We start from the raw sequence: 13,103 nt of genomic DNA, 5'->3' as shown, positions 1-13,103 counted from the left end.
CGCCATTTACACGCGCGGCGATGGTAGCGCCGGGCCATGCCCGGCGGGGCAGCGATCAGCTCGCCACCTTGCTCCAGACCTTGCCTGCAGTCAGCCACAGGCCCAGCATGCTGCCCAGGTTGGTCAGCATGAAGGTCAGCACCACGCGGGTGACACGGTTGCGGTACCAACCCTTCAACGACTGTGCATCGTCACGCAGCTTGAGGAAATCCTCGTAGGTTGGCTTGCGCAGGCGCGCTTCCACCAATGCCGCGAATGCGCCGGTGGGGATGCTCAGGCGGAACGGCTTGAACGGCGCCACCACGATCGCGGTGAGGATGCTCAGCGGGTGGCTGCCGGCCACCAGGCAGCCCAGGCCAGCCAGGCCGCCGGTATACATCGCCCAGGTCGCCAGCAGTTCGGTTCCCACGCCCAGTCCACCACGATAGAAGCCAACACCGATGCCGGTGGCCACGATGGCGAGGATCGCCAGGGTGAACCACGGGATGTTGCGCTTCTTCGGTACCGCTTCCAGTTGCTCGCGCAACGGCGCAGGCGCCTCGGTATCGGTTTCCAGGTAACGCGCCAGGCCGGCCAGATGGCCGGCGCCGACCACCGCCAGCACTTCGCGCTGCTGCGGATCATGCGCTTCGCGCAGGCGCGTGGCCATGTAGCGGTCGCGCTCGCCGATGATCGTTTCGTACAACGCCGGGTTCTCGCTGGCGAACTCGCCGAAGCTCGATTCCAGCATGTCGCCCTGCTTCAGCTTTTCGATCTCGTCTTCGCCGACATCCTCGGACGAGAACAGGCCGGCGCCAAGCCCGGCCACCAGCTTCAGCTTGCCGAAGAAGCCCAGTCGCTGCGAAGCGCGGCGGAACGTCAGCCCGACTTCGCGGTCGATCAGGTGCACCGGCAGGTTGCGCTCGCGCGCCAGGTCCACCGCACGCTTGAGTTCCGCGCCCGGCTCGATGCCGAGCTGTTCGGCCAGTCGGCGCTGGTAGGCCGACAGCGCGAGGTTGGCCGCGAACAACGCGACGCGGCCCTTGCGGATCACTTCCACCAGGTCCAGTTTGGCCAGCGTGTCCGGGTCGCTCAGCGCCTGCAGGCGCTGCGGGTCCAGCTCGACGGCCACCGCATCGAAGCGTCCGCTGTCGATGGCTTTCTCCACCGCCTCGACGCTGGCATGGGAGACGTGGGCAGTGCCCAGCAGGGTGTAGCGCACGCCATCGCGCTCGACGACGCGCACTGGCTGGCCGGCGAAGAGATCGTCGCCGGTTTCGGGAAGGGTTTCGGTCATGGAATCATTCATTGGAAGGAGCGGAATCGGCGCCATCGCCGAGCGCGCGCTGCATCTGTACGGTGTCCAGCCAGCGGCCATGCTTGCGGCCGAGACCACGGAACACGCCCACCAGCTGGAAACCGAAGCGTTCGTGCAGCTTGATGGAGGCCGTGTTGGTCGGCTCGCCGATCACCGCCACCATCTGTCGATGACCGCGCGCGGTGCACGCATCGATCAGTGCCTGCAGCAGGCGGGTGCCGACGCCACGGCCCTGGAAACGGGCATCGACGTAGACCGAGTTCTCAACGGTCCACTGGTAGGCGATGCGCGTGCGGTAGGTGTTGGCATACGCATAGCCGGCAACCTCGCCGTCGACCTCGGCCACCAGGTAGGGGAAGCCGCGGTCGATGATGTCGCGCATGCGGCGCAGCATCTCGGCCTGGTCGGGGATCTCGTACTCGTAGGTATTGACGAAGTCGGTCACTTCCACCGCGTAGATCGCGGTGATCGCGGCGATGTCGGCAGGGCCGGCATCACGGATGAGTACGGCCATGCGCGGGCTCCGGATCAGTCGATGTAGCGCTTGAGCAGGTCGCCGTAGGCGTCGATGCGACGATCACGCAGGAAGGGCCAGATGCGGCGCACGTGTTCGCTGCGCTGCAGGTCGACCTCGCACATCAGGATGGTCGCGTCGGTGCCGGCTTCGGCCAGGAACTCGCCCTGCGGGCCCAGCACGTGGCTGTTGCCCCAGAACTGGATGCCCGAGGCGCCCAGCGGCGAGGCCTCGTGGCCGACGCGGTTGCAGCTGAGCACCGGCACGCCGTTGGCTACGGCATGGCCACGGTGGCTCAGTACCCAAGCGTCGCGCTGGCGGGTCTTTTCGTCCTGCACATCGTCCGGGTCCCAGCCGATCGCGGTGGGGTACAGCAGCAGCTCAGCACCGGCCAGCGCCATCAGGCGCGCCGCTTCGGGGTACCACTGGTCCCAGCACACCAGCACGCCGAGGCGGCCGACCGAGGTGTCGATCGGCTTGAAGCCGATATCGCCCGGGGTGAAGTAGAACTTCTCGTAGAAGCCCGGGTCATCGGGAATGTGCATCTTGCGGTACTTGCCCAGCAAGGTGCCGTCCTTCTCGAAGACCACGGCGGTGTTGTGGTACAGGCCGGCAGCGCGGCGCTCGAACAGCGAGCCGACCAGCACCACGCCATGCTTCTTGGCCAGCGCGCCCAGGCGCTCGGTGCTCGGGCCCGGAATCGGCTCGGCCAGGTCGAACTCATCGACCGATTCGTGCTGGCAGAAGTAGGGACCGTTGTGCAGTTCCTGAAGCAGCACCAGCTTCGCGCCCTGTGCCGCGGCATCGGCAACACGCGCTTCGATCACCGCCAGGTTGGCGGCGGCATCACCGTGGTTGCGCTCCTGGATCAGGGCGACGGTAAGGGGGCTGCGCGAGTTCATGCGGGGCGATCCTGCGGGGGAAAACCCGCATGTTAACGCGGATGCGCCACGACAGCGTGTTGGCTGCTGAATGGTGTACGCAACCGGTAGCGCCGGGCCGTGCCCGGCGGATTTTCCAGATGCCGCCGCGCTCGCCGGGCATGGCCCGGCGTTACCGCGTGGCTTATGCCTTCAACAGCCCAGCCGGCAGCTGCATGGTGATGCAGTGCAGGCTGCCGTTCTGCCAGATCAGCGAGCGGCAGGGCACCTGCACGATCTCGCGGCCCGGGTGGGCTTGTGCCAGCACATCGCGGGCCAGGTCGTCGGCCGGGTCGCCATAGGCCGGCATCAGCACCGCGCCGTTGACGATCAGGTAATTGGCATACGAAGCAGCCAGGCGACGGCCTTCATCGATCACCGGCTGTGCCCACGGCAACGGGAACAGGCGGTACGGCTTTCCGTCAGCGGTGCGCAGCGCGGCCAGCTCGGCGCCCATCGCCTGCAGCTCGGCGTAATGCGAGTCGCTGGCGTCGTCGCAGGCCTGGTAGACGATGCTGTCGGCCGAGGCGAAGCGGGCGAGGGTATCGATATGGGCGTCGGTGTCGTCTCCTTCCAGATAGCCATGATCCAGCCACAGCACGCGCTTCTGCTGCAGCCAGTCGGCCAGGTCGGCGCTCAGGCTGTCGCGGTCGCGGTCGGGATGGCGCTCGTGCAGGCACTTCCAGGTGGTCAGCAGGGTGCCTTCGCCATCGGTCTCGATGCCGCCGCCCTCCAGCGCGAACGGAATGCTGCGCACCGTCGCGTCGTTGAACACGCCGGCCTGGTCGAGCGCGCCGACCAGCTGGTCATCCAGGGTGGCGTCGAACTTGCCGCCCCAGCCGGTGAAACGGAAGTCCAGCAGCTGGAAGCTGCCGTCGGCACGGCGCAGGGTGATCGGGCCCGAATCACGCAGCCAGGTGTCGTCGTAGGCGGCGGTGGTGAAGTGGACCTTGTCCATGTCGATGCGGTTGGAGCGCAGCCGCATCTCGGCGTAGGTCTCCACGTCATCGTCGGCCACGCAGATCAGCACCGGCTGGAAGCGGGTGATCGCTGCAACCAGGGCGATGTAGGTCTCTTCCACCTGGCCCAGGCGGTCGGCCCAGTCGGTGTCGGCGGTGGGCCAGGCAATCAGGACGCCGCTCTGGGCTTCCCATTCGGCAGGAAAACGAAGGGTCTGGTTCATGGTCTCGCTACACGCGCCCGCCGGTGGCGGGCATGGGGGTCAACGGATCGGCGGCTTGGGGCCGATTTCGTTCGGATCCGCCTGGTTTGCCACCACGTCGATCACCTTCTGCTTCTCGAAGTAGACGGTGAACTGCGGGTACACCCAGCGGTGGATGGTCGGCCATTGCCGTTTCTGCCCGCCGCGCGGCTGCAGCTGCTCTGCCGGCGCGCCGAACTGCGACTGCACCTGCTGCATGCTCTGGCCGCGGACGGGCAGGGCGCCGGCCGGCTTTTCGCGGGCGCGGTCGACAAGCAGGGTATCGGCCATCGCCGGGGTGGCGGCAGCCAGGGTGGCCAGTACGGCCAGGGTGCACAGGTAACGCGTCATCTCGATCTACTCCCCAGTGGTCAAGAACAGCGATTACAGCAAAAACGACAGGAAAAAACCGCATAAACAAAAAACCGCCCGAAGGCGGCTTTTTGCATCGGGTCGGCCCCGCGTGGGGCCAGCCGCGGTCACAAGGACCGTTGGGCTTAGCGCTGACGCGCCTTGAAACGCGGGTTCGACTTGCAGATGACGAAGATCTTGCCACGACGACGCACGACCTTGCAGTCACGGTGACGGGCCTTCGCCGACTTCAGGGAGGACAGAACTTTCATGGCATACCTCGGCGTAAACAGTAGTTGTTCGGGTGGAGCGTGGCCGCGATATGCGAAAGACAATCGGCAGTGGACGCTCGTTCAAGCCCGCCATTCTACCGGGCTTTTCCCCATGGTTTCAAGTGGTTGCACAAAAGGCCCGTTGCGGGGTGTCCGGCAGGGGCTAGAATGCCCCCTTCACACCCGCAAGGACCCCCATGAATCCACTCGTTCCCGTCCTGACCATCGACGGCCCGTCAGGGGCCGGCAAGGGTACCATCAGCCGCATCGTGGCGCGCCGGTTGGGCTGGCACTACCTGGATTCGGGCGCCCTGTACCGCGCGGTCGGCGTGGCGGCCAGCTGGGCCGACATCGACACCTCCGATGCTTCCGCGCTGGTGCGCTGCACCTTTGATACGCATGTCCAGTTCGTCGAGCAGGGCGATGCCATGCGGGTCCTGGTCAATGGCACCGACGCCACCGACGAGCTGCGGCTGGAGACCACCGGGGCGCTGGCGTCGGCGATTGCCGCCATCCCCGAGGTCCGGGCCGCCCTGAAGGAGCGCCAGCGCGCATTCAGGGTGGAGCCGGGGCTGGTTGCCGACGGCCGCGACATGGGTACGGTGATCTTCCCGGACGCCCCCTACAAGGTCTTCCTGACCGCCAGTGCCGAGGAGCGCGCCGAGCGCCGGCATAAGCAGTTGAAAGACAAGGGGGTTTCTGTTAACTTTGAAGATCTCCTGCGCGAGATCATGGCCCGCGACGCCCGTGATGCTCAGCGTACCGTGGCGCCCCTGAAGCCGGCAGACGATGCTGTCCTCATCGACACCACAGGCATCGGCATCGAAGATGTCGTTGCCAGAGTGATGGATCTGCTTCCGGTTCCGGCTGCCTGATCCGTTCGCGCGGGAGCTCTGCCAGCATCATCGGTGGAGGTCGCGCATCTGCAGTGCTGTAAAAGCTCCGTCGCGCAATGATGCGTGGCGGTTTTCCTACTTCCACACACGACCTGCATTTCCGGGGTCGACCAACAGGCGGGCGGCAGCCATTCCCTGAAGGGAAGCCAGCCGACCCATGTGTCCAACAGAGTAAATCTAATGACCGAATCATTTGCCGAACTGTTTGAAGCCAGCCAGGCCAACCTGGCCAAGCTGAAGCCGGGCGCCATCGTCAGCGGTACCGTTGTTGAAGTCCGCGGCGACGTCGTGGTGATCAACGCCGGGCTGAAGTCGGAAGGCATCGTGCCGATCGAACAGTTCCGTAACGACGCTGGCGAAATCGATGTTGCCGAAGGCGACATCGTCAAGGTCGCCCTCGACTCGATCGAGAACGGCTTCGGTGAAACCGTCCTGTCGCGCGAGAAGGCCAAGCGCGCGATGGTGTGGGACGAGCTGGAAGAAGCGTTGGAAAAGAACGAAACCATCACCGGCCGCATCAGCGGCAAGGTCAAGGGTGGTTTCACCGTGGACATCAAGGATGTCCGCGCCTTCCTGCCGGGTTCCCTGGTCGATGTGCGCCCCGTGCGCGATCCGGCCTACCTGGAAGGCAAGGAGCTGGAATTCAAGCTCATCAAGCTTGACCGCAAGCGCAACAACGTCGTGGTCTCGCGCCGCGCTGTCGTCGAAAGCGAGCACTCGGAAGAGCGCGAGCAGCTGATGGACAAGCTGCAGGAAGGCGCGATCCTGAAGGGTGTCGTCAAGAACCTGACCGATTACGGCGCATTCGTGGACCTGGGCGGTATCGACGGCCTGCTGCACATCACCGACATGGCATGGAAGCGCGTGCGCCATCCGTCCGAAGTCGTGAACGTCGGCGACGAGCTGGACGTGCGCGTGCTGAAGTTCGACCGCGAGCGCAACCGCGTTTCGCTGGGCCTGAAGCAGCTGGGCGAAGATCCGTGGGATAACATCGCCCGTCGTTACCCGGCCAACAGCCGCGTGTTCGGCAAGGTCTCCAACGTCACCGATTACGGCGCGTTCGTCGAGATCGAGCCGGGCGTCGAAGGCCTGGTGCACGTCTCGGAAATGGATTGGACCAACAAGAACGTCAACCCGTCCAAGGTTGTGCAGGTCGGTGACGAAGTTGAAGTCATGGTCCTGGACGTCGACGAGGAGCGTCGCCGCATCTCGCTGGGCATGAAGCAGGTTGCCGCCAATCCGTGGGAAACCTTCGCTGCCACCCACAAGAAGGGTGACAAGGTGTCGGGCCAGATCAAGTCGATCACCGACTTCGGCATCTTCATCGGCCTGGACGGCGGCATCGACGGCCTGGTTCACCTGTCCGACATCAGCTGGGCGACCACTGGCGAAGACATCGTTCGCAACTTCAAGAAGGGCGACAACCTGGACGCAGTGGTCCTGGCCGTCGATCCGGAGCGCGAGCGCATTTCGCTGGGCGTCAAGCAGCTGGAGCAGGATCCGTTCGGCCAGTACATGGCGACCAATCCGAAGGGCTCCAAGGTCGAAGGCGTAGTGAAGGAAGTCGACGCCAAGGGCGCGATCATCGAGCTGGCCGACGGCATCGAAGGCTATGTTGCAGCTCGTGACATCGCCAACGAGCGTGTTGACGACGCGACCCAGCACCTGAAGGTCGGTGACAAGGTTGAAGCCAAGTTCGTGGGCATGGATCGCAAGGGTCGTACCCTGCAGCTGTCGATCAAGGCCAAGGACGATGCTGAAATGCGCGAAGTGCTGGAGGAATACCAGTCCTCTTCGGCTTCCAGCGGCACCACCCAGCTGGGCGCGCTGCTGCGTGCACAGCTGAACGGCAACAAGTCCGAGTAATATCGGCCTTACGCTGTTCGTTGTTTCCTGGACGGCCCGGGCACTGCCCGGGCCGTTTCAGGCTGAGATGCCCCTGATGTGAGCCGGTAATGACCAAATCCGAACTGATCGAAATCCTCGCGCGCCGGCAGGCGCACCTGAAGGCCGATGATGTCGATCTGGCGGTCAAGTCATTGCTGGAAATGATGGGGGGCTCACTGTCGGCCGGTGATCGCATCGAGATCCGCGGCTTCGGCAGCTTCTCGCTGCACTACCGTCCGCCGCGCCTGGGTCGCAACCCGAAGACCGGCGAATCGGTTGCCCTGCCGGGCAAGCATGTCCCTCATTTCAAGCCGGGCAAGGAATTGCGCGAGCGGGTCAGCAGTGTGCTGCCGCTGGACGCAGATCCGGCCTGAGCCATCCGTCGCGCGACTTCGTGCGAATCCCACCACGAGTCGGATAAGCTACGGCCTCCTGCCAATGGAGCTGTCGCATGAAAGTTTTTCGTCTGCTGGTCCTGCTGGCGGTTCTGATCCTTGGTCTGATCATCGGTGCGGTCAACATGACGGCCATGTCGATCAACCTGCTGTTTACCCAGTTGAACACGTCCGTCGGTGTGGCGCTGATCGCCGCCCTGCTGATTGGTGTCGTGGTCGGCGCTGGCCTGGTGCTGGTAAGCGTGGTCATTCCGCTCTACGCCCAGCTGCGCCGAGCCAACAAGTCGGCGGCTGCGCCACCGGCGCCGGTGGTCCCCTCCCAATCTTTTGATGGACGTTGATCGACGATGGAATTCGTTTCCGAGTGGTTCTGGTTCTTCCTGTGCCTGCCGTTGGCGGCCCTGGCCGGCTGGGTGATCGGACGCCGCGGCGGTCAGCGCCACGGTGACAACCAGGTCAGCCACCTGTCGAGCACCTATTTCCGTGGCCTGAACTACCTGCTCAATGAGCAGCCGGACAAGGCCATCGAACTGTTCCTGCACATCGCCGAGCTGGACAAGGAAACCTTCGAGACCCAGGTTGCGCTGGGCCATCTGTTCCGTCGCCGTGGCGAAGTGGACCGCGCCATCCGCCTGCACCAGGGCCTGGTCAACCGCCAGGATCTGAGCGACGCGCAGCGCGTGCAGGCCCTGCTGGCACTGGGCGAGGACTACATGAAGTCCGGCCTGCTGGACCGTGCCGAAACCGTGTTCACCGAACTGGCACAGCTGGACCAGCGCGCACCGCAGGCGCTCAAGCACCTGATCGGCATCTACCAAGCCGAGCGCGACTGGGAAAAGGCGATCGACAACGCCACCCGCTTCGAAGATGTCACCGGCGAGCCGATGGGCAAGCTGATCGGACAGTTCGAATGCGAGCTCGCCGAGCGCTTCCGTGGCGCTGGCAAGCTGGAAGAGGCGAGGGCGGCCATTGCCCGCGCCTACCAGGCCGATGCCATGTCGGTCCGTGCCGGCATCATCGAGGGACGCCTGGAAACCGACGCCGGCAATGCCGAGGCAGCCGTGCGCGCCTTCGAACGTGCCGCCCGCAACGATCCGGAGTACCTGCCGGAAGTGCTGCCGGCGCTGATGGACAACTACCGCAAGGTCGGCGACCTGGGCGGCGCGCGCGCCTTCCTTTCCGAGATGACCGAGCATTACCGCGGCATCGCCCCGGTGCTGGCCCTGACCCGCCTGATGGAAGAGCAGGAGGGGGTCGCGCCTGCGCGCGCCTACCTCGGCCGCCAGCTCAAGGACCGCCCGTCGGTGCGTGGCGAATCGGCCCTGATCGACCTCACCCTGGCCGAGGGCGCAGATTCCACTGCGACCCTGCATGACCTCAAGCACATCACCGACCAGTTGCTGGTGCGTAACCCCGCTTACCGCTGCACCCGCTGCGGGTTCGGCGCCCGCACCCACCATTGGCAATGCCCCAGCTGCAAGGAATGGGGTACGGTCAAGCCGCTGCTGAACTACGCGGTGCTCTGAACCATGCCGTGGCTTGTGATGGCCGCGCTGCTGGGGCTGGCCCTGCTCAGCGCGGCATTGACCTGGGCGGCGCGCGTGTATGCGCTGCGCAGGCAGTTGCTGGATCAGCCCGGCGAGCGCCGCAGCCACAGTGTCGCAACCCCTCGCGGTGGCGGCATCGCCATCGTGATCAGTCTGCTGGTTGCCGCAGCGGTGGCCGCTTTTTTCTGGCCGGACGCCGCGCCCAGCCTGGCTGTTGCCAGCCTTGGCCTGCTGCTGGTTGCCGGCATCGGCTGGTGGGATGACCACCGGCCGCTGCCAGCCATGCGCCGTTTGCTGGTGCATTTCCTTGCCGCCCTGTTGCTGGCAGGGCTGGTCAAGATGCACGGCGGTAGCTGGCTGTTGAGCCTGCTGGTGCTGTTCTTCACCGCCTCGCTGATCAACATCTGGAACTTCATGGATGGCATCAACGGGATTGCCAGCAGCCAGGCCGTCATCGTTGCGCTGGGCTTTGCCACCGTGCTGCCCTGGCCCTATTCACTGGTGGCCGTTGTTCTTGGCTTGGCGTGCGTGGGTTTTCTGCCATTCAATTTCCCGCAGGCGCGGATCTTCATGGGTGATGTGGGCAGTGGCGCGCTGGGTTATTCCGTGTCCGTCGTGCTGGCGGTCGCTGCACTGCACACCGACATCAACTGGATCCTGCTGTTGCTGCCGTTGTCTGCATTTCTTGTGGACGCGGGCTTCACGCTGTTGGCGCGCATGCTCTCAGGCCAACGCTGGATGGAACCCCACACCCAGCATGTCTACCAGCGCGCGGTGCAGGCAGGAGCCAGCCATGCCCTGGTGACAGGGATGTACTTTGTTCTAGGCCTGTTCAGTATTACAGTGTTCAATATCTGCACCAATTTGCAGCCGAGGTGGGAGGCTGCCGTAGCGGTCGCGTGGTTTGCCGCGCTGACCCTGCTGTGGCTCCTCCTGCGCAATGGATTGCGCCACCGATAAGGAATTACTCGATCTATGTCTTCACCCTGGCGGGACAGAATCCTCGGCCTGATGCCGCGTACGGCCATCGTCTGCCACGACTTGTTCATGGTATGGGCCTGTTGGCAGCTGTTGCATGCAGGTCGTTACTCGATCCTCGCCGATGCTCCCGCATTGCCGTTGTGGAACGTGGATACGACGCTGGTACTGGCGTTGCAGGGACTGGTGTTCTGGCGTATCGGCCTCTATCGCGGGCTGTGGCGCTTTGCCAGCGTCAGCGACCTGCTGAACATCTTCAAGGCCAGCTTCATCGGCCTGATCGCCATTGTTCTGGTGCTGGCCTGGAAACGCTTCGACGGCGTGCCGATGTCGGTGCTGGTGATCTATCCGTTCGCACTGTCGGCACTGCTGGGCGCACCGCGCCTGCTGTACCGGGCATGGAAGGACTATCAGTCGCTGCAGTCCGACTCGACCGCGCGCCGGGTGCTGATTCTCGGCGCCGGCCAGGCCGCCGAGACCCTGGTGCGCGACCTGCGCCGGTCCGGCAACTTCGAGCCGGTCGGCCTGCTTGATGATGCACCGCACCTGCGCGGCGCCAAGCTGCAGAGCCTGCCGATCCTGGGGACCCTGGACGACGCACCGGCGGTGGCCCGCGAGACCGCAGCCAAGCTGCTGGTGATCGCCATGCCCTCGCTGGATGCGGTGGGCATGCAGCGCGTGGTGGCCATCTGCGAGAGCACCGGCATTCCGTTCCGGACCGTGCCCAAGCTCAGCGACATCCTGCAAGGGCAGTCGCTGCCGGGCCAGTTGAAGGAAGTGGCGATCGAAGATCTGCTTGGCCGCAAGCCGATCATGCCGGACTGGAACCTCATCCGTGGCTGGTTGGGCGGGCGCACGGTGATGGTGACCGGTGCCGGTGGCTCGATCGGGTCCGAGTTGTGCCGCCAGTGTGCGCGGCATGGCGCCGGTCGCATCGTGCTGCTGGAGATCAGCGAGCTGCTGCTGTTGACCATCGAGGGCGAGCTGCGCCGCAGCTTCCCCGATGTCGAGATCGAGGCCGTGCTCGGTGACTGTGGCGATCCTGCGGTGATGCGCCATGCGCTTTCGCTGCACCCGGTCGACACCGCCTTCCATGCGGCTGCGTACAAGCATGTGCCGGTGCTGGAGCGTCAGCTGCGCGAAGCCGTTCGCAACAACATCCTCGCCACCGAGAACGTGGCCCGCGCCTGCCTGGAAGCCCACGTCGAGCACTTTGTGTTCATTTCGACCGACAAGGCGGTGGACCCGGTCAATGCGCTGGGCGCCAGCAAGCGCTATGCGGAGATGATCTGCCAGAGCCTGGACCAGAAGTCCACGCACACCCGTTTCGTGACCGTGCGTTTCGGCAACGTGCTGGCGTCGGCCGGCAGCGTGGTGCCGCTGTTCCGCGAGCAGATCCTCAAGGGCGGCCCGGTCACGGTGACAGACCCGGAGGTCAGCCGCTATTTCATGACCATTCCAGAGGCGTGCCAGCTGATCCTGCAGGCGGCCGCGTCGGCGTCGCACGGCGCGATCTACACCTTGGACATGGGCGAGCCGGTGCCGATCCGGGTGTTGGCCGAGCAGATGATCCGCCTGGCGGGCAAGCAGCCCTACAAGGAAATTCCGATCATCTATACCGGCCTGCGCCAGGGCGAGAAGCTGCACGAGACGCTGTTCTATTCCGACGAGGACTACCGGCCGACCGCGCACCCGAAGATCCTCGAGGCTGGTGTCCGTTCGTTCTCGCGGGACATCGTGCTGGGCAACGTGCCGAAGCTGCGCGAGGCCATTGCCCGGTACGACATCGATACGATCCAGGAAATCCTGTTTGCGACCATGCCGGAATTCTCGCCAATCGAACAGGATGCTTACATTTCATCCGCTAAGGTTGTGCCCTTTCCGGCACGTGAGGCCAACAGGCACCAATGAGCAAGCGCATTCGCAAGGCGGTATTCCCGGTAGCGGGTCTGGGCACGCGTTTTCTTCCGGCGACCAAAACGGTGCCGAAGGAGATGCTGCCGATCATCGATCGGCCGCTGATCCAGTACGCCGTGGATGAGGCGATCGAAGCAGGCTGTGACACCCTGGTGTTCATCACCAACCGTTACAAGCACGCCGTCGCGGACTATTTCGACAAGGCCTACGAGCTGGAGCAGAAGCTCGAGCGCGCGGGCAAGCACGAGCAGCTCGAACTGATCCGCCATGTGCTGCCGGAAGGCGTGCGCGCGATCTTCGTTACCCAGGCCGAGGCTCTGGGCCTGGGCCATGCGGTGCTGTGCGCCAAGGCGGTCATCGGTGACGAGCCGTTCGCCGTGCTGCTGCCCGATGACCTTATCTGGAACCGTGGCGCCGGTGCGCTGAAGCAGATGGCTGACCTCAACGAGGCCAGTGGTGCCAGCGTCATCGCGGTGGAAGACGTGCCCCACGACAAGACGGCCAGTTACGGCATCGTCGCCACCGAGGCGTTCGATGGCCGCAAGGGGCGTATCTCGCAGATCGTGGAGAAGCCCAAGCCGGAAGACGCACCGAGTGACCTGGCAGTGGTGGGGCGCTACGTGCTGAGCCCGAAGATCTTCGAGCTGCTCGAGCAGACCCGCACCGGTGCCGGCGGCGAGATCCAGCTGACCGATGCGATCGCCGAACTGCTGAAGACCGACGAGGTCGATGCCTATCGTTTCGAGGGCACCCGTTTTGACTGCGGCACCCACCTGGGGCTGGTGGAGGCGACGATCCGCTTTGCGCTGGACAACCCGAAGCTGGCCGGCCCGGCGCGGGAGAAGCTGACGGCGATGCTGGCGGAATAAGGGTTTTATCAAGCGCTCCGTGCGGCGCCTTGATTGATACGTGATGGGCGGGACGGGTG

14 protein-coding genes are annotated in these 13,103 nt (G+C 64.8%); 8 read left to right on the top strand and 6 right to left on the bottom strand.

The features are described from left to right. Positions 1-55 precede the first annotated feature (55 nt). From TEP_RS11140 to ykgO, 6 genes are all read right to left on the bottom strand, one after another. Positions 56-1,288, bottom strand: coding sequence for a TraB/GumN family protein (locus TEP_RS11140; RefSeq protein WP_032951769.1), 1,233 nt, complete (start codon positions 1,286-1,288; stop codon positions 56-58). Next, entirely contained in the window at positions 1,281-1,811 is a 531-nt protein-coding gene (locus tag TEP_RS11135; protein WP_132825323.1) for a GNAT family N-acetyltransferase, read from the bottom strand. The genes TEP_RS11140 and TEP_RS11135 overlap by 8 nt, the downstream gene beginning before the upstream one ends. A 14-nt stretch (positions 1,812-1,825) precedes the next feature. Then, on the bottom strand, positions 1,826-2,713 hold the full coding sequence (locus TEP_RS11130; protein ID WP_025875046.1) for a carbon-nitrogen hydrolase: 888 nt from the start codon (positions 2,711-2,713) through the stop codon (positions 1,826-1,828). 163 nt (positions 2,714-2,876) lie between these two features. Next, on the bottom strand, positions 2,877-3,914 hold the full coding sequence (locus tag TEP_RS11125) for an agmatine deiminase family protein (protein ID WP_025875044.1): 1,038 nt from the start codon (positions 3,912-3,914) through the stop codon (positions 2,877-2,879). 39 nt (positions 3,915-3,953) lie between these two features. Continuing rightward, the gene (locus TEP_RS11120; protein WP_223482678.1) at positions 3,954-4,223 is read right to left on the bottom strand and encodes a hypothetical protein; all 270 of its coding nucleotides are present in this window, start codon (positions 4,221-4,223) and stop codon (positions 3,954-3,956) included. Positions 4,224-4,429: 206 nt separating this feature from the next. Further along, positions 4,430-4,555: a type B 50S ribosomal protein L36 gene (gene ykgO, locus TEP_RS11115; RefSeq protein ID WP_005409283.1), complete on the bottom strand. Its 126-nt coding sequence runs from the start codon at positions 4,553-4,555 to the stop codon at positions 4,430-4,432. A gap of 197 nt (positions 4,556-4,752) precedes the next feature. Here ykgO and cmk point away from each other — a divergent pair, with 197 nt between their 5' ends. From cmk to galU, 8 genes are all read left to right on the top strand, one after another. Then, the gene (gene cmk / locus TEP_RS11110; RefSeq protein ID WP_132825322.1) at positions 4,753-5,430 is read left to right on the top strand and encodes a (d)CMP kinase; all 678 of its coding nucleotides are present in this window, start codon (positions 4,753-4,755) and stop codon (positions 5,428-5,430) included. A 201-nt stretch (positions 5,431-5,631) separates the two neighbouring features. Further along, positions 5,632-7,317, top strand: coding sequence for a 30S ribosomal protein S1 (rpsA, locus tag TEP_RS11105; protein ID WP_049466147.1), 1,686 nt, complete (start codon positions 5,632-5,634; stop codon positions 7,315-7,317). 89 nt (positions 7,318-7,406) lie between these two features. Further along, positions 7,407-7,712 (top strand): integration host factor subunit beta, encoded by a 306-nt coding sequence (locus tag TEP_RS11100; RefSeq protein WP_005409286.1) that lies wholly within the window; start codon positions 7,407-7,409, stop codon positions 7,710-7,712. Positions 7,713-7,789: 77 nt separating this feature from the next. Beyond that, on the top strand, positions 7,790-8,074 hold the full coding sequence (locus TEP_RS11095; RefSeq protein WP_132825321.1) for a lipopolysaccharide assembly protein LapA domain-containing protein: 285 nt from the start codon (positions 7,790-7,792) through the stop codon (positions 8,072-8,074). A 6-nt stretch (positions 8,075-8,080) separates the two neighbouring features. Then, positions 8,081-9,259, top strand: coding sequence for a lipopolysaccharide assembly protein LapB (gene lapB / locus TEP_RS11090; RefSeq protein ID WP_049466151.1), 1,179 nt, complete (start codon positions 8,081-8,083; stop codon positions 9,257-9,259). Positions 9,260-9,262: 3 nt separating this feature from the next. Continuing rightward, positions 9,263-10,240: a glycosyltransferase family 4 protein gene (locus TEP_RS11085; RefSeq protein ID WP_132825320.1), complete on the top strand. Its 978-nt coding sequence runs from the start codon at positions 9,263-9,265 to the stop codon at positions 10,238-10,240. Between the two features lie 15 nt (positions 10,241-10,255). Beyond that, positions 10,256-12,169, top strand: a complete 1,914-nt coding sequence (locus TEP_RS11080; RefSeq protein WP_165933917.1) for a nucleoside-diphosphate sugar epimerase/dehydratase — start codon at positions 10,256-10,258, stop codon at positions 12,167-12,169. Next, positions 12,166-13,044: a UTP--glucose-1-phosphate uridylyltransferase GalU gene (galU, locus tag TEP_RS11075; protein WP_100552310.1), complete on the top strand. Its 879-nt coding sequence runs from the start codon at positions 12,166-12,168 to the stop codon at positions 13,042-13,044. The genes TEP_RS11080 and galU overlap by 4 nt, the downstream gene beginning before the upstream one ends. Positions 13,045-13,103 lie beyond the last annotated feature (59 nt).

It is taken from the genome of Stenotrophomonas sp. TEPEL (assembly GCF_004348785.1).
In the GTDB taxonomy this organism is placed as follows: Bacteria; Pseudomonadota; Gammaproteobacteria; order Xanthomonadales; family Xanthomonadaceae; genus Stenotrophomonas; species Stenotrophomonas indicatrix.
This window is presented reverse-complemented; position numbering and strand designations above follow the sequence as displayed.